15 protein-coding genes are annotated in these 17,831 nt (G+C 61.9%); 7 read left to right on the top strand and 8 right to left on the bottom strand.

Features of this window, described 5'->3' with window-relative positions; genetic code table 11:
* Nucleotides 1-29 precede the first annotated feature (29 nt).
* From hemH to dnaJ, 4 genes are all read left to right on the top strand, one after another.
* On the top strand, nt 30-1,076 hold the full coding sequence (gene hemH, locus WBF69_RS03960; RefSeq protein ID WP_424261453.1) for a ferrochelatase: 1,047 nt from the start codon (nt 30-32) through the stop codon (nt 1,074-1,076).
* 130 nt (nt 1,077-1,206) lie between these two features.
* Nucleotides 1,207-1,779 (top strand): nucleotide exchange factor GrpE, encoded by a 573-nt coding sequence (gene grpE, locus WBF69_RS03955; RefSeq protein ID WP_424261451.1) that lies wholly within the window; start codon nt 1,207-1,209, stop codon nt 1,777-1,779.
* Nucleotides 1,780-1,858: 79 nt separating this feature from the next.
* Nucleotides 1,859-3,781, top strand: coding sequence for a molecular chaperone DnaK (dnaK, locus tag WBF69_RS03950; protein ID WP_424261449.1), 1,923 nt, complete (start codon nt 1,859-1,861; stop codon nt 3,779-3,781).
* 137 nt (nt 3,782-3,918) lie between these two features.
* Nucleotides 3,919-5,046: a molecular chaperone DnaJ gene (gene dnaJ, locus WBF69_RS03945; RefSeq protein ID WP_424261447.1), complete on the top strand. Its 1,128-nt coding sequence runs from the start codon at nt 3,919-3,921 to the stop codon at nt 5,044-5,046.
* Between the two features lie 70 nt (nt 5,047-5,116).
* Here the strand turns inward: dnaJ and WBF69_RS03940 are convergent, their stop codons facing one another.
* The 4 genes from WBF69_RS03940 to WBF69_RS03925 form a co-directional block, all read right to left on the bottom strand.
* Nucleotides 5,117-7,912, bottom strand: a complete 2,796-nt coding sequence (locus WBF69_RS03940) for a M16 family metallopeptidase (protein WP_424261445.1) — start codon at nt 7,910-7,912, stop codon at nt 5,117-5,119.
* Between the two features lie 65 nt (nt 7,913-7,977).
* On the bottom strand, nt 7,978-9,147 hold the full coding sequence (locus WBF69_RS03935; protein ID WP_424261443.1) for a vWA domain-containing protein: 1,170 nt from the start codon (nt 9,145-9,147) through the stop codon (nt 7,978-7,980).
* Nucleotides 9,148-9,166: 19 nt separating this feature from the next.
* Nucleotides 9,167-9,793: a GNAT family N-acetyltransferase gene (locus tag WBF69_RS03930; RefSeq protein ID WP_424261441.1), complete on the bottom strand. Its 627-nt coding sequence runs from the start codon at nt 9,791-9,793 to the stop codon at nt 9,167-9,169.
* 42 nt (nt 9,794-9,835) lie between these two features.
* Complete coding sequence (locus tag WBF69_RS03925) at nt 9,836-10,696, bottom strand: AAA family ATPase (RefSeq protein WP_424261439.1); 861 nt, start codon at nt 10,694-10,696, stop codon at nt 9,836-9,838.
* Nucleotides 10,697-10,849: 153 nt separating this feature from the next.
* Here WBF69_RS03925 and WBF69_RS03920 point away from each other — a divergent pair, with 153 nt between their 5' ends.
* Nucleotides 10,850-11,206: a c-type cytochrome gene (locus WBF69_RS03920; protein ID WP_424261437.1), complete on the top strand. Its 357-nt coding sequence runs from the start codon at nt 10,850-10,852 to the stop codon at nt 11,204-11,206.
* 9 nt (nt 11,207-11,215) lie between these two features.
* Nucleotides 11,216-11,572, top strand: coding sequence for a c-type cytochrome (locus WBF69_RS03915; RefSeq protein ID WP_424261435.1), 357 nt, complete (start codon nt 11,216-11,218; stop codon nt 11,570-11,572).
* Between the two features lie 75 nt (nt 11,573-11,647).
* On the opposite strand, the gene WBF69_RS03910 is transcribed toward WBF69_RS03915, so the two are convergent.
* Nucleotides 11,648-12,076: a DUF1841 family protein gene (locus WBF69_RS03910; protein ID WP_424261433.1), complete on the bottom strand. Its 429-nt coding sequence runs from the start codon at nt 12,074-12,076 to the stop codon at nt 11,648-11,650.
* Nucleotides 12,077-12,249: 173 nt separating this feature from the next.
* Here WBF69_RS03910 and icd point away from each other — a divergent pair, with 173 nt between their 5' ends.
* Entirely contained in the window at nt 12,250-13,506 is a 1,257-nt protein-coding gene (icd, locus tag WBF69_RS03905; protein WP_424261431.1) for an NADP-dependent isocitrate dehydrogenase, read from the top strand.
* Nucleotides 13,507-13,599: 93 nt separating this feature from the next.
* On the opposite strand, the gene WBF69_RS03900 is transcribed toward icd, so the two are convergent.
* From WBF69_RS03900 to WBF69_RS03890, 3 genes are all read right to left on the bottom strand, one after another.
* On the bottom strand, nt 13,600-14,778 hold the full coding sequence (locus WBF69_RS03900) for an ABC transporter substrate-binding protein (protein ID WP_424261429.1): 1,179 nt from the start codon (nt 14,776-14,778) through the stop codon (nt 13,600-13,602).
* A 93-nt stretch (nt 14,779-14,871) separates the two neighbouring features.
* Nucleotides 14,872-15,957, bottom strand: a complete 1,086-nt coding sequence (locus WBF69_RS03895) for an ABC transporter ATP-binding protein (protein WP_424261427.1) — start codon at nt 15,955-15,957, stop codon at nt 14,872-14,874.
* 14 nt (nt 15,958-15,971) lie between these two features.
* A complete protein-coding gene (locus WBF69_RS03890; protein ID WP_424261425.1) occupies nt 15,972-17,813 on the bottom strand; it encodes an ABC transporter permease in 1,842 nt (613 codons plus the stop codon).
* Nucleotides 17,814-17,831 lie beyond the last annotated feature (18 nt).

Here is a 17,831-nt window from a genome sequence, read left to right as displayed (position 1 = left end):
GGATTCCTTTTTCTCATGCCCTGTCGACCATGACCCGTTTTATCTCTGATGCGCCGGACCCCCAGGCGCTGGACCCTGATGCGCCTGGCGCGGATCGCGGCCCCCTGGGCATTTTGTTGATCAATCTCGGCACGCCCGATGCCCCGACCGCCAGCGCCGTACGCCGTTATCTGCGGGAATTCCTGTCGGATCCCCGCGTCGTCGAACTGCCAGCTTGGCTGTGGCAGATCATTTTGCGGCTGTTTGTCCTGACCCGACGTCCGGCGGCGATTGCTCCCAAATATGCCGAGATCTGGCTGGAACGCGGTTCGCCCCTGCTGGTGCATAGCCAGGATCTGGCCCAGGGCGTGCAGGGCGTTCTGGCGGGGCAAGGCCTGAACGTCCGGGTGGAATTGGCCATGCGCTACGGCCAGCCCGCCTTGAGCGACGCCATCGACCGCCTGCGGGCGGCGGGCTGCGGACGCATTCTGGCGGCGCCCCTGTACCCGCAATATGCGGCCAGCACCACCGCGACGGCGGTGGACGCGATCAATGCCCATCTGGCGCGCTTGCGGCATCAACCCACCGTGCGCGTGCTGGACCGCTTCCATCGCGATCCTGCCTACATCGATGCTTTGGCCCGGTCGATCCAGGCGCATTGGGGGCAGGCCGGGAAGGCTGATCGTTTGCTGCTCAGTTTTCATGGCCTGCCGCAGGCCAGCGTCCGAAAGGGCGACCCCTATTTCCGCGACTGCATGCAGACAGCCGCCGCCTTGCGCGAGCGCCTGGGGGCGGACGGCGCGCGCCTGCACGTCAGTTTCCAGAGCCGTTTCGGCGCCGCCCCCTGGCTGCAGCCGTATACCCAGGCGACGCTGGAATCCTGGGGGCGGGACGGCGTGGGTTCCGTGGACGTGCTGTGCCCGGGATTTCTGGCCGACTGCCTGGAAACCCTGGAAGAAATCGACATGGGCTGCCGCCAGGCCTTTCTGGACGCGGGCGGGCGGGAATTCCGCTACATTCCTTGCCTGAATGCAGAACCGGGCTGGGTGAAGGGGTTTGCCGATCTGCTGGCCGGCAATCTGGCCGGCTGGGTGTGAAGCTGCGCCGGACCGTCCGGCGTCTGCTGCAGGCCATCGTCCCTGAGGCATTGAAAAAACCTCTTGATATTCCCATTTTTCCCCTCATCTATCGTTTCATTCGTATTTTTCTGTTTTTGGAGAGTTCACCATGTCGGCACCCCAGGAAGACTTGGATCCCAAGGCCGCCGCGCCCCAGGATCCGGCCCAAGCCCCTGATGCCTGCGCTGCCACGCCGGCAGACGTCCCCGAGCAAGCTGGTGAGAACCTGGCGGCGCTGCTGGCCGAGGCCCAGGCGAAAGTCGCCGAATATCATGATCAGCTGTTGCGGGCGCATGCCGAAGTCGAAAACGTGCGCCGCCGCGCCCAGGAAGACGTGGCCAAGGCCCGTAAATTCGGCACGGAATCCTTTGCCGAAAGCCTGATCCCCGTGCGCGACAGCCTGGAAGCCGCTCTGGCCCAGGAGGACCAGACGGCGGAAGACTGGCAAAAGGGCGTGGAATCCACCCTGCGCCAGTTGAACAATGCCTTCGAGCGCAATCAGATGCGCGAGATCGCGCCCCAGCCGGGCGATGCGTTCGACCCGCACAAGCATCAGGCGATTTCCAACGTCCCGTCCGAACAGCCGCAAGGCACGGTGGCGCAGGCGCTGCAAAAGGGCTACCTGATCGCCGATCGCGTTCTGCGTCCGGCTTTGGTCATGGTGTCAGCCGGGCAGTCTTGAAATCGGCGGGGGGCAACCCCACATCAGAAACATCGGCGGGAAACGTCCGCCCCTCATTCAAACATCGACAGGATCAAACATGAGCAAGATCATCGGGATCGACCTGGGTACGACCAACAGCTGTGTGGCTGTGCTGGACGGATCGAAGGTCCAGATCATTGAAAACTCGGAAGGCGCCCGCACCACGCCGTCCATCGTCGCCTACATGCAGGACGGCGAAGTCCTGGTCGGCGCGCCGGCCAAGCGCCAGGCCGTCACCAACCCGACCAACACCATCTTCGCGGTCAAGCGCCTGATCGGTCGCAAGTTCGACGAAAAGGCCGTGCAAAAGGACATCGACCTGATGCCCTACACCATCCTGAAGGCCGACAATGGCGACGCCTGGGTCGAAGCTCAGGACAAGAAAATGGCCCCGCCGCAGGTGTCTGCCGACATCCTGCGCAAAATGAAGAAGACCGCTGAAGACTACCTGGGCGAAGAAGTCACCGAGGCCGTGATCACGGTGCCGGCGTATTTCAACGACAGCCAGCGCCAGGCGACCAAGGACGCCGGTCGCATCGCCGGTCTGGAAGTCAAGCGCATCATCAACGAACCGACGGCGGCAGCGCTGGCCTTCGGCCTGGACAAGGCCGAGCGCGGCGACCGCAAAATCGTGGTCTATGACCTGGGCGGCGGCACCTTCGACGTGTCCATCATCGAGATCGCCGACGTCGACGGTGAAAAGCAGTTCGAGGTCCTGTCCACGAACGGCGATACGTTCCTGGGCGGCGAAGACTTCGACCTGTGCATCATCAACTACATCATCGACGAATTCAAAAAGGAATCCGGCACCGACCTGTCCAAGGACGTGCTGGCGATGCAGCGCCTGAAAGAAGCCGCTGAAAAAGCCAAGATCGAACTGTCTTCGACGCAGCAGACCGAAATCAACCTGCCGTACATCACGGCGGATGCGTCCGGCCCCAAGCACCTGAACCTGAAGATCACGCGCTCCAAGCTCGAATCCCTGGTGGAAGATCTGATCGAGCGCACCATTGCGCCTTGCCGCACCGCCATCAAGGACGCCGGCATCAAGATCTCGGAAATCGACGACGTGATCCTGGTCGGCGGCATGACCCGCATGCCCAAGGTCCAGGAAAAGGTCAAGGAATTCTTTGGTCGCGATCCGCGCAAGGACGTGAACCCTGACGAAGCCGTCGCCGCTGGCGCTGCGATCCAGGGGTCCGTGCTGTCGGGCGACCGCAAGGACGTGCTGCTGCTGGACGTGACCCCCCTGTCTCTGGGTATCGAGACCCTGGGCGGCGTCATGACCAAGATGATCAAGAAGAACACCACGATCCCGACGCGGTTCTCGCAGGTGTTCTCGACGGCTGACGACAATCAGCCTGCCGTGACCATCAAGGTGTTCCAGGGTGAACGCGAAATCGCCGCCGGCAACAAGGCGCTGGGCGAATTCAATCTGGAAGGGATCCCGCCTGCCGCGCGCGGCTTGCCGCAGATCGAAGTCACGTTCGACATCGACGCCAACGGCATTTTGCACGTGTCGGCCAAGGACAAGGGCACCGGCAAGGAAAACAAGATCACGATCAAGGCCAGCTCCGGGCTGACCGAGGACGAGATCGAGCGCATGGTGAAGGACGCCGAGGCCAATGCCGACGAAGATCACCGCGTCGCCGAATTGGCCCTGGCCCGCAACCAGGCCGACGGTCTGGCGCACGCCACGCGCAAGTCCCTGACGGAATACGGCGACAAGCTCGATGACGCTGAAAAAGAAGCCATCGAAGCCGCGATCAAGGACCTGGAAGAAGCCGCAAAGGGCGACGACAAGGCCGCCATCGACGCCAAGACCGAGGCCCTGGCCACGGCTTCCCAGAAGCTGGGCGAGAAAATGTACGCCGACATGCAGGCCAAGGCTGCAGCCGACGGCGCGACAGCGGCGGACGCTGCGCAGCCGGTCGATGACAATGTTGTCGATGCCGACTTCAAGGAAGTGAAGCGCGACTGATTGCCGCCAGCCGGATGCCGGCTCGCCCCGATGGGCGGACGCATCCGGTCTGGTCGTCTGGCTGTGCCTGCCCGGTTCCGGTTTTTACCGGTCCGGGCATATGTCCTTCAATAGCAGTGCAAACGTAATCGATACCAATGGCAAAACGCGATTTCTACGAAGTCCTTGGGGTGGCCAAGAATGCCTCGGATGAGGATATCCGCAAGGCCTACCGCAAGCTGGCAATGAAATATCATCCGGACCGCAATCCGGACAGCAAAGAAGCAGAGGACAAGTTCAAAGAGGCCAAAGAGGCCTACGAGATGCTGTCCGATGCGGAAAAGCGGGCGGCGTATGACCGTTTTGGCCATGCGGGCGTGGATCCCAATGCGGCGGGCGGCGCCGGCATGGGCGGGGCGGGCGGCTTTGCCGACGCCTTCGGGGATATTTTCGGCGAGATTTTTGGCGGTGCAGCAGGCCGGCGCGGCGGTGGCCCGCAGGTCTATCGCGGCGCCGACCTGAAATACAACCTGGAAATCAGCCTGGAACAGGCGGCCAACGGCTTTGATACCGAAATCCGCATTCCCAGCTGGGAAAACTGCGATACCTGCCACGGGTCCGGCGCCAAACCGGGCACGACGCCGCATACTTGCAGCACCTGCGGCGGCAGCGGCGCGGTGCGCATGCAGCAGGGTTTTTTCAGCGTCCAGCAGACCTGCCCGACCTGCCACGGCAGCGGCAAGGAAATCTCCAACCCCTGCGCGGATTGCGAGGGCGTGGGGCGGATTCGCAAGAACAAGACCCTGCAAGTCAAGATTCCCGCCGGCATCGACGATGGCATGCGCATCCGTTCGTCGGGCAATGGCGAGCCGGGCGTCAATGGCGGGCCTTCAGGCGACCTGTTCGTGGAAATCCGCATCAAGCCGCACGGCATCTTCCAGCGCGATGGCGAAGACCTGCACTGCGAGCTGACCATCCCCTTTACCAAGGCGGCTTTGGGCGGTTCCCTGGAAGTCCCGACCTTGGCCGGGCGCGGGGAAATCACCATCCCCGAAGGCACGCAGACCGGCAAGACTTTCCGTCTGCGCGGCAAGGGCATCAAGGGCATCCGCTCCAGCTACCCCGGTGATCTGTACTGTCACGTGGCCGTGGAAACCCCGGTGCGCTTGAATGACGAACAAAAAGCGCTGCTGCGTCAGTTCGAAACCTCGCTTAGCACGGGCGGCGACCGCCACTCGCCCAAGAGCGAATCCTGGACGGACAAGGTCAAGAATTTCTTTTCCTGATCTGTTTCAGGCTTTACCCGGACCCCGCGTCTCCTGTTCAGGGAGCGCGGGGTTTTTCGTTTGCCCTTATCTAAGGCAGGGCAGCCGGGTCCGCCGCCACGGCGATGCTGAAGGCATCGGGTTTCAGCAGCGCGCGCATGGCCTCGTTCACCTGATCAGCCGTCAGCGTCTGCCACTGCTCGATCAGGTGCTGTTGCCAGGCAAAGCTGCGGTCCGTCCCCAGATAATCCAGCCAATGATCGGCCAGCCAGCTGTCGTCGGACCGGCCCAGCTTCAGGAAATTGAGCAGGGATTTCACTCCCTGGTCCACTTCGTCCTGGGTGAAGCCGGTCTTCAGGGTGTCGTCCAGCGTCTTGCGCACGGCATCCTGCAGCACCTGGGCGTTCGCAGATGCCATCGACGCAAACAGCGTCCAACTGCCGGAAGGTTCCCAGGACGAGGCTTGCAGCTGGCTGCCCACCGTGTAGGACAGGCCGCCCTTGACCCGGATCGCCTGCCACAGGCGGGAATCCTCGGATCCGCCCAGCAGGTAGTTGGCTATCATCAAGGCCGGCCAGCGCGGGTCGGTGTCCTGCAGTTTCAGGGCCAGTGCCGCCAGATAATTGGCGTTGGCCTTGCCGGGGGCGGGGATGGTGAAGGTCTTGGGGGTCACGGGATACCAGGGTTCCGCTATCCGTTCGTAGGCGGGTGCCTGTTTCCAGTCCGCCAGGCCCTGACGCAGGCTCTGTTCGAGCGTATCGGGGTCGATGTCGCCGACGACGGACAGCAGGATGTCGCCCGCGCCGTAGAAACGGTCGTGGAATCGCCGCAGCGCGTCCGGGGTCAGGGACGGCACGGCTTGCAGCAGTTCCTGCGTCGTCGGGGTGTAGCGGATATCCTCTGGTTTCCAGGGCTGGTCTTGGCGCTGCAAGGTGTTGCGCACCAGATAGGCGGGGCTGGATGCGGAATCCTGCAGATTCGTCACCAGGCTGTGCTGGATTTCCGTCAATTCCGATGCCGGGAAGGTCGGTTCGCGCAGCAGATGGAAGGTCAGGGCCAGCAGGTCGGGCAGATGGGTGCGCGAACTGCGCATGGCCACCGTGACGGTGTTGCCGCTGCTGCTGAAGCTCAGGACGGAATCCAGCGCATTGAGCTGGTCTTCGATCTGCTGGCGGGATAGTCCTGTGGCCCCGCGCAGCAGCATGGCTGCCGTGACCGACGGTGTCAGGCCCAGATTGCGCATCTGTTCGGCGGTGCCAAAGCGCAGACTCATGTAGGCGTAGACCTGTTCGCCGGGGGTGGCCTTGGGCAGCAGAGCCAGCGAGACCTTGCCGTTGGGCAGCATCAAGGTGTCGCGCAAGGTGTCGGCATCGATGGCTTGCGGATCGGTGTCAAAGCTGGCGACCGCCGGGCGGGGCGTGCCGGTCCGCAGCTGGGCGATCCAGGGTTGCAGCTGAGCTGCCGGCGGCGTAGGCGCATAGGCCGGGTCCGGCGTGGGCAGATACAGGCCGCTTGTGCGGTTGCTGGGCAGTAGCCAGGCGTGCAACTGCTGGCGGATCTCGTCCAGCGTCAGGGCGCGGATGCGCAGCGGTTCGATGAAATACAGGCGCCAATCGCCGCGCGCGACGGCGTCAGACAGCGCGTCGGCCAGGCTGGCGGGCTGGTTGTAGACCTGTTTCCAGTGGTTGAGCCAGGCGGTGCGGTTGCGGTCCAGGGCGGCCTGGTCCAGCTGATCGATGCCGCCGGATTCCAGGGTGGTTTCCAGCAGGTCCAGGACGGCTTGCGGGTCGGTTGAGGCTTGTGGCTGCGCTCCGAAGGTCACCTGACCGGGCTGCTTCGTCGCCGTGGTGAATCCGAAGGTGCTGCTGGCCTTGCCGGTCTGGACCAAGGCCTGATGGAGCGGACCTGCGGGGCTGTCGGCCAGCATGGCCGTACCCAGGGACAAGGCCGTGTAGGCATCGCTGCTGGCTTCAGGGAAATGATATTGAACGATGGCGATCGGGCTGCCGCCGATGCGGCGCAGCGTCACGGCCCGTGCCCCTTGCTGGACGGGTTCGATCGTGTATTCCGGCGGCAGTTGGCGCGTGGGCCGCGCGATGGGGCCGAAATCCCGGGCAATCCAGTCCAGGGTCTGCTGGGGATCGAAGCGCCCGGTGACGATCAGCACCGCATTGTCCGGTTGGTAGTAGCGGTGATAAAAGGCCCGCAGTTGGGCGATATCGACGTTTTCGACATCGGATCGGGCGCCGATGACGCTACGGCCATAGGGATGCCAGACATAGGCGGCGGCGGTGGTCTGCTGCAGCAGCGTCCCAAAGGGGCTGTTGTCGCCCCGTTCCATTTCATTGCGCACCACCGGCATTTCCGCATCCAGATCGGCGCGGCTGATGCGGGCGTTCAGCATGGCGTCCGCCTGCCAGGACAGATACCACTCCAGAACATCCGGGTTGCTGGCGAACGTCGCATAATAGTTGGTCAGGTCCGTGGTCGTGGACCCATTGGCCGCCAGTCCACGCCGCGAAAATTCGGCCAGCGCATCCGGGTGCGCGGGGCTGCCGCGAAACAGCAGGTGTTCCAGCAGGTGCGCCATCCCGGTTTCGCCCGGCCCTTCGTGGCGTGACCCGACCTGGTAGCTCATGTTCACCGTGGTCTGGGCGCGGGAATCATCTGGCGCGAGCAGCACGGTCAGGCCGTTTTGCAGGCGGTATTCCGTGACCCCTTCGATCATGACGACGGATTGGATGCCGGGAGGCAGGGTGGGGGGGGCGTCAGCCAGGGCGGAGCCTGGCAGGAAGGTGGTCAGCGGCGCGCAAAGCGCCAGCAGGGACAGCAGGGATTTCAGCCGGGTCATGGTCTCGATGAATGGTTGCGGAGCGTTGAATGCCATAACAGTACTGCAAATGACGGGGTCGCCGACACGATGCAAGAAAGTCGTCCAGTGGGCGCAGCCCCTTACTTTGACAGCAATCGCATCGCCTGTTCCAGGCCGTCCATCGTCATGCCATACATGCGGTCATGCATCAGCTCGCGGACGATGGCGATCGACTGGCGGTATTGCCACGAGCCCGAGGGTTCTGGGTTGAGCCAGACGGCGTGCGGCCAGTGGCTGAGAATACGCTGCAGCCAGGCGGCGCCGGTTTCCGCATTGTTATGTTCGATGGAGCCGCCTGGATACAGCAGTTCGTAAGGGCTCATGGATGCGTCGCCCACCAGGATCAGGCGCCAGTCTTCGCCATAGCTGCGCAGCAGGTCCTGGGTGTCGATGCGCGCGCCGTGACGCCGTTCGTTGTGGCGCCAGACGGATTCGTAGGGGCAGTTGTGAAAGTAGAAGACTTCCAGGTGCTTGAATTCGCTGCGGGCGGCTGAAAACAGGGATTCGATGCGGGCGATGTGATCGTCCATGCTGCCGCCCACGTCCAGCAGCATCAGGACTTTGACGGCATTGTGGCGTTCAGGCACCCAGCGCAGGTCCAACAGGCCGGCCTGTTCTGCCGTGCCGCGGATGGTGCCGGGCATGTCCAGTTCCAGGTTGGCGCCTTGGCGGGCAAAGCGGCGCAGGCGGCGCAAGGCCACCTTGAAATTGCGCGTACCCAGCGTCTGCTGTTCGTCGTAGTCCCGGTAGTGGCGCTGTTCCCAGACTTTGACGGCGGTGCGGTTGCCGGCGGATGGGCCGCCGACGCGGATACCTTCCGGATGGTATCCGCCGTGGCCGAAAGGGGATGATCCCCCCGTCCCGATCCATTTGTTGCCGCCGGCGTGGCGTTCTTTCTGTTCGGCCAGCCGTTCCTGGAACATTTCCATCAGGCGATCCCAGCCGTGTTTTTCCAGCGCGGCTTTTTCCTCGTCGCTGAGGTGCTTGCGAAAGGTCTGCAGCAGCCAGTCCGCGGGGATCGATGTGCCGCCGGCCTGGGCTTGCAATTGGCCGATGAAGACGGCAAACACCTGGTCGTAGCGGTCGTAGCGGGTCTCGTCCTTGACCAGCGTCATGCGGGCCAGGTGATAGAAGTCTTCCGTGCTGGTCGGGGCGGCTGGGCTGCGCAGCAATTCCAGCAAACTGAGGTATTCCTGTATCGAGACGGGGATGCCGGCGCTGCGCAGGCGGGTGAAGAAATCGATCAGCATGGTCGGAGATGCAGTGCCATCAGCATGCTGCCCGGCGGCGCGGGCGCTGCAACTGATACTGCAGATGGGCGCGGACTTCCGGCCATTCGCCCGCCATCAGGCTGTACATGACGGTGTCGCGCACCGTGCCGTCGCGGCGCAGGGCATGGTGGCGGATCACGCCATCGCGGCGGGCGCCCAGGCGTTCGATGGCCCGCTGCGAGGCGATGTTGTAGTTGTCGGTGCGCCAGCCGACAACAGCCGCCTCCAGGGTCTGAAAAGCGTGTTCCAGCAGCAGCAGCTTGCAGGCGGTGTTGACGTGCGAGCGCTGCCGGGACAGGCCGTACCAGGTGTAGCCAATTTCCAGCCGCGCCAGCGCCGGCACGATGTCGTGGTAGCGCGTCGTGCCCAGGATCTGGCCGCTGGCGGCGTCCGTCACGGTGAACGGCAGCATGTGGCCCGCCGCCTGGCCCTGTAGCGCGGTGTCAATGTAGGCGTCGGTCTGCTCTGGCTCGGGGACTGACGTCACCCGCAGATGCCATAGCTCGCCATCGGCTGCGGCGGCGCGCAGGCCGGCGGCGTGCGCGGTATCCAGCGGGATCAGGCGGATGCCGTGGCCTTCCAGGGTGACAGGGGCGGGTAGCGATGCAAAGGCGAGTGTGCTCATGGACGCGGTCCGGTGAGAGTGTCTGAGGGATAGGGTGGCTGTCTAGCGACCCCGCTGCGCCAGGGCGGCCAGGCGCTGCAGCAGGTTCAGATCCTGCTCGTTTTTCAACAGCGCCCCCGCTAGCGGGGGAATGTCGCCTTGGGCCAGCGCCTGCGGCGATACCGATTCGGCCAGCAACAGACGCAGCCAGTCCAGGAATTCGGAGGTCGAGGGGCGTTTCTTCAGGCCGGGCACGTCGCGCAGGCGGAAAAACACATCCAGCGCTGCGCCCAGGATGTCCTCGCGCAAGTGCGGGAAATGCACGGCCACGATGTCGGTCAGCGTGTCGCGGTCGGGAAATTCGATGTAGTGAAAGAAGCAGCGCCGCAGGAAGGCATCGGGCAGATCTTTTTCATTGTTGGAGGTGATGACGATCAGCGGCTTGTGCCGCGCCTGTATGGTCTGCCGGGTCTCGTAGACATGGAATTCCATGCGATCGAGCTCGCGCAGCAGATCATTCGGGAATTCGATATCGGCCTTGTCGATTTCGTCGATCAGCACCACGCAGGGGAATTCGGATTCGAAGGCTTGCCACAGCACGCCCTGCACGATGTAGTTGCGGATGTCGTGGACGCGGTCATCGCCCAGCTGTGAATCGCGCAGCCGCGAGACCGCATCGTATTCATACAGCCCCTGTTGCGCCTTGGTCGTGGATTTGATGTGCCATTGCAGCAGGGGGCGGCCTAGCGCCTTGGCGACTTCTTCGGCCAGCAGGGTTTTGCCGGTGCCGGGTTCGCCCTTGACCAGCAGCGGGCGCTGCAGGACAAGCGCCGCGTTGACGGCCATTTTCAGGGCGTCGGTGGCGACATAGTGGTCGGTGCCCTGGAAGCGTTGGGGGTCGGGAGAAACGGCGGCGTCAGACATGAATGGGGCGTGTATCCAGCAGGTTGTTATAAGGTTCAATATTCGATGGCTGTCTGTATCGGGTCAACTATCGTACAATCGATGTGCCTCATCGACCCGGCAAGAGGGGGCCGATGCCGACATTAAAATTCGAAACACGAGACAAGAGGCCATATGAAGTCACAAGGAATGACAAAGCATGGTTTGGGGGTTGCCGGCTTGCTGGTGTCCTGTCTGTTTGCCGGGTCTGCCCTGGCGGCAGATCCCCCGGCGGTTCAGGGTGATGCGCAGGCAGGCGCTCAGAAGGTCTCCATGTGCATCGGATGCCATGGAATCCCAGAGTACAAGGCAGCCTATCCCGAGTTGTACCATGTCCCTATGATTGCCGGTCAGAACGCAGCCTATATCGTTGCTGCGCTAAAGGAATACGCGAGCGGCGCCCGCGCCTTTCCGACCATGGATGCCATCGCCAAGTCCCTGTCGGAACAGGACATGGCCGACGTCGCAGCCTATTACTCCAATCTCAAATAGGGGAACACCATGCGAGCATTCTGGATTGCCCTGTTGGGGTGCGGTCTGATGACGGCGGGCGCACAGGCCGCCGATCTGAACGCCGGCAAAGCCGCCTTTGAAAAATTCACTTGTGCGTCCTGCCACGGGGCGGATGCCAAATCGCCCATCATGTCGGAATACCCGATCCTGGCCGGCCAGCACCAGGATTACCTGGCGCATGCCCTGGTCGCCTATCAGCGCGGCCAAAAAGGCGAACCGGCCTCGGCCAACGTGCGTAAAAATGCTGTGATGGGCGCAATGGCCATGCAGTTGTCGGCGGCGGATATCGTCAATATTTCGTCCTGGCTGGCTACGCTGCCCGGCCCCTTGGCGGTGCGCAAATAAGCGATCAGCTTCTTGATCGGATAGAACCAAGGCGGCCCGCGACGGGCCGCCTTGGCCTTGCCGTTTGCGCGGACATTATGTGCGGCTGGCGTGGCGGCGGATCAGGTCCAGATAGTGGTCGTTGTCCAGGGGCTTGCCCAGGCGCTGGGCTTCCCAGACGACTTCGCCCAGGGCTTCCATGATGATGTGGGCCGCGTCGTGTTCGTCGTGCGTGGTCAGCAGGTTGTTCCAGGCTGCCCGGATACCGGGCGGATGGTCGATGGACAGCTGTTCCTGGATCGCCAGGTGCATGGACAGGTGCAGAAAGGGATTGGTGCGACCGGCTTCGACGGGGTAGTCGCGCTGGGCGGCATCGGGGTCCTGCAGATCGTCGTGGTATTCGGGGTGGCGCGCGACCAGATCGGCGGCCATGGTTTCCAGGGGCGTCAAGACACCGCCCTCGCGGCGTTTACGCCAGGCGACGGTGAAAAATTCACGGACCTGTTCTTTGGACGGATTAAACATGGGGTGGGCAGGAGGATTGATCGGGCGTAATCTTCATTTTAGCCGCCGCTGGTCCGGCAACGGATGTCGGCACCCTGCCAGCGGCAGTTTACGTTAAACTCTTATATAAGACTGCTACTGAAGCGATCAACCCCCTCCTTTTGAACAACAACCCCAGCAACACTGGAGCACTCATGTCCTATCAGCACATCAAGGTCCCGGCCGGTGGTCAGAAAATCACGGTCAACGCCGACTTTTCCCTCAATATCCCCGACGAACCCATCATCCCCTACATCGAGGGCGACGGGACGGGACAGGACATCACACCGGTGATGCTGAAAGTAGTGGACGCGGCGGTGGCCAAGGCCTATGCCGGCAAGCGCAAGATCCACTGGATGGAAGTCTTTGCGGGTGAAAAATCCACCAAGATCTACGGCCCGGACGTGTGGCTGCCCGAAGAAACCCTGGAAGCGGTCCGCGACTACGTCGTGTCCATCAAAGGCCCGCTGACCACGCCCGTCGGCGGCGGTATCCGTTCCCTGAACGTGGCCCTGCGTCAGCAGCTGGACCTGTATGTCTGCCTGCGCCCGGTGCGCTACTTCAAGGGTGTGCCTTCGCCCGTGCGCGAACCGGAAAAGACCGACATGGTCATCTTCCGTGAGAACTCCGAAGACATCTACGCCGGTATCGAATTCGAAGCCGAATCCGACAAGGCCCGTCAGCTGATCGAGTTCCTGCAGAACACCCTGGGCGTCAACAAGATCCGCTTCCCGGGCACGTCCGGCATCGGCGTGAAGCCCGTGTCGCGCGAAGGCACGGAACGTCTGGTGCGCAAGGCCATCCAGTACGCCATCGACAACGACCGCCCCTCCGTCACCCTGGTGCACAAGGGCAACATCATGAAGTTCACCGAAGGCGGCTTCCGCGACTGGGGCTATGCTCTGGCCCAGAAGGAATTCGGCGCCCAGATGATCGACGGCGGTCCGTGGTGCAAATTCAAGAACCCGAAGACCGGTCGCGACATCGTGGTCAAGGACGTCATCGCCGATGCCTTCCTGCAGCAGATCCTGCTGCGCCCGGCAGAATATGACGTCATCGCCACGCTGAACCTGAACGGCGACTATGTGTCCGACGCTCTGGCCGCTCAGGTCGGCGGCATCGGCATCGCCCCGGGCGCCAACCTGTCGGACTCCGTCGCCATGTTCGAAGCCACGCACGGCACGGCACCGAAGTATGCCGGCAAGGACTACGTGAACCCCGGTTCCGAAATCCTGTCCGCCGAAATGATGCTGCGTCACATGGGCTGGACCGAAGCCGCCGACCTGATCATCAGCAGCATGGAAAAGTCCATTCTGTCGAAAAAGGTCACCTACGACTTCGCCCGCCTGCTGGAAGGCGCGACCCAAGTGTCGTGTTCCGGTTTCGGTCAGGTGATGATCGACAACATGTGATCGGTGCTTAGCTGATTCACCGACGCTTGAAAAAGCCCTGCCTTCGCAAGAAGGCAGGGCTTTTTATATCCTGCGGACAAGGCAGGGGTCGGACTATCGGCTGCTGACCGTCCAGAGATCACGCCAGTACTGGAGTTTCTTGAAGTCTTCAGGTGTTGTGTCCGAGTTGTTGACGAACATCCGAGCGGTGAGCTGGCCTACACCGGATGGTTCGTCGTCGGGCATTTTGGCGTTTCGGTTCGTGGAAATTTTACCGTCCTCCATCTGCGGTTGCATGCCTTCGGCTGACATCATGTAGTGCACGAACAGTTTGGCGGCATTGGGGCTTTTTGTGCCTGCCGCGATGACGGCCACGCGGGGTGTCAGCTGGCCGATCCAGGGCGTCATCTCTTTGCAGATGGCCAGCGGGAAGTTTTCGTTCTTGGCATGGCTGAAGATCGCTGCGCTGACGAAGCCGATGACGGGGTGCTCGCTTGTGCTGGCGCCGACGATAGGACCGACGTCCGTATCGCTCTTTTGCACTTTGACCTTGTTGTTCGCGAAACGTTTCACCCATTCCGCCGTGGCGGTAGGTTCTTTGGTTTCGATGGGCTTGCCGAAGTACGCCTCGTAGGCTGCTTTCATCTTGGTATCGGCGTTGTCCGCAATCTGGTTGAACCAGAACATCGTTTCGTTACGCAGTAAGGGATCAGGAATGCTGATCTTGCCCTGCCATTTCCGATCGGTCAGCGCCCACAGATTATCCACCGGACACTTGTCACCAAAGACGGCGGGGTTGTAGGCCCATACCCATGCATTTAGGCTGGTGATGGCCGGGTGCTGATATTCGGTCGGGGTTTCGTCTTTCAGGTCGGGCGGCATCCAGCTGACGGCAATGCCCTGTGGCAGAAACTGCGCCGTGACGTCGGGCAGATTGCTCATGTTGAATGCGTCATGCCGCACATTGCGGGCCTGCGCTTCGCGCACCAGGATTTCTTCCTGGTTCGAGGCCGACATTTTCACGCCTGTCGCTTTGATCCCATATTTTTCGGAGAATTTCTGGGCCATGACCTTGATCTTGCCGGTCGCGTCCACGACCGTGATGGGGTCTTCTTTTTTCGCGGCTTCGATCAGTTTTTCCAGGCTGTACTGAGCATCGGGGATACCCAGATCAGTACTGCCATCGGATGCGGCCTGGGCGGTAGCGCCGTATCCGGCCAGCAGCAATGCCGCTGCAAGGGCCGATGCCGGGAACAAGGTTTTGTGTGTCTGAGCCGATGTCGAATGTCTCACAGTCATCTCCTTTGTTTTAATCGTGTCATGCGCCAGTGGCGACTGATTTACCGCTGATGTTACCTGTCTTCGGGCCGTCAGGGAGTCCAGCCGTCATGAGGGCAATCGATTTCCATCTGCATTGAAAAGGTGCAGATCAGCCTGATCAACCAGGAAGCCTGTCTGTTCCCCCACCTGGATGCGGGGGGAGATATTGGTGGTGGCAAACAACTTTTCACCCGCCACAGTGAGTTCGATGATCCAATTGCCGCCAGTCGGCATGATGCCGGTTGCGGTGGCCTGCCCGGAATAGGTGGTGGCGGAGACGGCCTCGGAAAGGTTCCCAAGGCGTATGCTTTCGGGCCGTATGCCCGCCGATCCCTGACAGGGACCAAGGCCGGCGCCATCCAGATGGGTGCGCAGTGAGTCCGATAGTGCAGAGTCCGCGCCTGGCCCCAATTCGATGAAGTTCATGGGCGGACTGCCGACGAATTCGGCGACAAATCGGTTGCAAGGGCGGTTGTAGATGTTTTCGGGGCTGCCCAACTGCTGCAGTGTTCCTTCGCGCATGACGGCGATCGTGGTGGCCAGGGTCATGGCTTCCCACTGATCGTGGGTCACGAAGATGATGGTGGACCCGGACTCAAGATGGATTCTCTTGAGTTCGGCGCGCATCTCAAGTCGCAGTTTGGCATCCAGATTGGACAGCGGTTCGTCCATCAGGATGACGTTTGGCTGCATGACCAGCATGCGTGCCAGGGCGACGCGTTGTTGCTGACCGCCGGATAGATCCGATGGATAACGATCGCGGTATTTGGCGATCCCCAGCTTTTCCATGACCTCGCCCGCTGCCGCTTGTCTGGTTTTGCGGTCCATACGACGCAAGGTCAAGCCGAAATCTATATTGTCCTGCACGGTGAGATGCGGCCACAGCGCGTAGCTCTGGAAGACGAAACCCATGCCGCGCTTTTCGGGCGGCACGAAGATGCCCGCTTTGGTGGAATCGAATACTTGCTCGCCGACTTGAATTTCACCGGCTGTGGGGTGTTCCAGTCCAGCGATCATGCGTAGCGTGGTCGTTTTTCCGCAGCCTGACGGGCCGAGTACGCATAGGAATTCTCCGTCGCTGATATCGAGGTCCAGGTTCCGGACGGATGCAGTGGCGCTGCCGCCATAGCGCTTCTCAATTCCCCGTAGCATGATTCTCGGCACGATCAACCTCCCAGTCCCGACGCTAGACTTGTCTTCGTCGTCTTTTGCAAAAACAGTGTTCCAAAGAATGCGATTGCCGACAGCATCAGCACCACGGCATTGGCGGCTTGACCATAGCCGAAGTCGACCAGCCGTATTGCATAGGTGGTCAGCAAATCGGTCCCAGGTGTCGCCAGCATGATGACTAGGCTCAATCCTTTGAGGCCGGATATGAAAGGCAGCAGGATGCCGGCGGCCAGTGGCCCTTTCTGGATAGGGATCACCACGCTCAGCAGGCGTTTCCACCAGCCTGCGCCTGCAACCTGGGCCGCTTCTTCCGGGTCTTTGCCAAGCTGCATCATGGCGGAGATGCCGGCGCGCGACGCAAATGGCATCTGGTCGGCCAGCAGGGCCAGTATCAGGATCAAGGCAGTGCCGTAAAGAGCGGGGATCGGCCCATGGGGCACCGCAAAGATCGACAGGCATGCCGCAGCAAATGCGATGCCGGGCACCAGATAGGGCAGGAAAGTGATGTACCGCAGATAGGCGCCGATGGATTTGAGCGACGTGCGCACCACGACGTACCCGACCAGCATGCCGAGTACGCCTGCGCCGATGGCGGCGATGCCGACAATCCAGAGAGAGTTCCAGGCGGCCTGCCAGAAATCGGGGGTGACCAGGATGCCGGTGCGCAGCGCTGTCGTGGGAAGGTCATGGCCTATCCAGTAGGCCCAGGTAAAGTTGTCGAGCGCAAAGTTGCCCGGTGTGCGCATGACGGTGCTCAGAAACAGGACCGTCAATGGGATCAGGACACTGACGGTGAACATTGCGCCAGCGAAGGCGGTCATGGGCAATCGCCAGGACCCAAGCCTTTGGGTCCGGTTCATCGAGCCTTTCGAGCCGATCGTGATGAAGCGGCGCGCCTCGCGAACCAGACGGGCATCGATCAGGACGGAGAGGGAACCAATCAGGATGATCACACCGGCCAGCACGGCGGCTTCGCCGCCTTGTCTGGCGGTGACGCTGCGAAACAGGGATGTGGCCAGCACATCGTATTTGACTGGGGCCCCCAATATGTAGGCCACACCGAAATCTCCCAGACACTTTGCGAAAATCAGCGTGACGGCTGAGAGTAGAGAGGGGCGCATCAGCGGAATAATGATTTTTCGGGCGACGGTCCAGGGGCGCGCGCCCAGCATGCGCGCGGAATCCTCGAGCTGAGAATCAAGAGAACGCAGGGCGTTGCCGAACAGCAGGATGATGAACGGCGTGTAATGCAGCGCCAGGACGATAGTGATGGGGAACTGCCCATAGGCAAGCCAGTCGGGCGGCTCGAATCCTAGGGATTCCAGCAGACCCGGTTGGCCGCCGACGGTGCGGTTCAGAAAGATCGAGCTCCATGCCAGTGCGATGGTCCACGACGGCAGCATGTACGGAACAATGAGAGCGGTCGCGAACCACTTGCGCCCCAGAATGTCGGTTCTGCTGATCAACCATGCCAGAATGCCGCCGCCGACCAGGGCGATGGCCATTGCCCCGAACGCGATGCTGAGTGTATTGATCAGCGGGTTCCATAAAATATCGGGCGCGACGATGGACTGGAATACCCGTTCCAGGTGGTAGTGCGTGAAGGCCCCGATCTTTTGGCCTGTGCGCATGGCATCGGCATACTGGACCCGAAAGGCGTCGCTCAGCAGTGACACGATCGGCGCGACGATCAGGTAAGAGAACAGCAGGGCGGCAAGGACACCGATCAGCGCCGTCGGCTCGCTCAGCGCGATCTTCAGGCGGTATTTTGAAAATATCAGATTCCTTGTGCCATGACCTTGTGGAACTGTTTTTTCATGATGCGTCGCGCGCTGCACTGTGCCTCCGTGTAAGAC

Source organism: Castellaniella sp. (assembly GCF_049673105.1).
Classification (GTDB): domain Bacteria; phylum Pseudomonadota; class Gammaproteobacteria; order Burkholderiales; family Burkholderiaceae_B; genus Castellaniella.
Note: the sequence above shows the minus strand (reverse complement) of the source record. Positions and strands in the feature narration are given on the sequence as shown.

Coding starts and splice junctions, on each gene's coding strand:
- hemH (WP_424261453.1), top strand. CDS start 30: ATGACCCGTTTTATCTCTGATGCGCCGGACCCCCAGGCGCTGGACCCT.
- grpE (WP_424261451.1), top strand. CDS start 1,207: ATGTCGGCACCCCAGGAAGACTTGGATCCCAAGGCCGCCGCGCCCCAG.
- dnaK (WP_424261449.1), top strand. CDS start 1,859: ATGAGCAAGATCATCGGGATCGACCTGGGTACGACCAACAGCTGTGTG.
- dnaJ (WP_424261447.1), top strand. CDS start 3,919: ATGGCAAAACGCGATTTCTACGAAGTCCTTGGGGTGGCCAAGAATGCC.
- WBF69_RS03940 (WP_424261445.1), bottom strand. CDS start 7,912: ATGGCATTCAACGCTCCGCAACCATTCATCGAGACCATGACCCGGCTG.
- WBF69_RS03935 (WP_424261443.1), bottom strand. CDS start 9,147: ATGCTGATCGATTTCTTCACCCGCCTGCGCAGCGCCGGCATCCCCGTC.
- WBF69_RS03930 (WP_424261441.1), bottom strand. CDS start 9,793: ATGAGCACACTCGCCTTTGCATCGCTACCCGCCCCTGTCACCCTGGAA.
- WBF69_RS03925 (WP_424261439.1), bottom strand. CDS start 10,696: ATGTCTGACGCCGCCGTTTCTCCCGACCCCCAACGCTTCCAGGGCACC.
- WBF69_RS03920 (WP_424261437.1), top strand. CDS start 10,850: ATGAAGTCACAAGGAATGACAAAGCATGGTTTGGGGGTTGCCGGCTTG.
- WBF69_RS03915 (WP_424261435.1), top strand. CDS start 11,216: ATGCGAGCATTCTGGATTGCCCTGTTGGGGTGCGGTCTGATGACGGCG.
- WBF69_RS03910 (WP_424261433.1), bottom strand. CDS start 12,076: ATGTTTAATCCGTCCAAAGAACAGGTCCGTGAATTTTTCACCGTCGCC.
- icd (WP_424261431.1), top strand. CDS start 12,250: ATGTCCTATCAGCACATCAAGGTCCCGGCCGGTGGTCAGAAAATCACG.
- WBF69_RS03895 (WP_424261427.1), bottom strand. CDS start 15,957: ATGCTACGGGGAATTGAGAAGCGCTATGGCGGCAGCGCCACTGCATCC.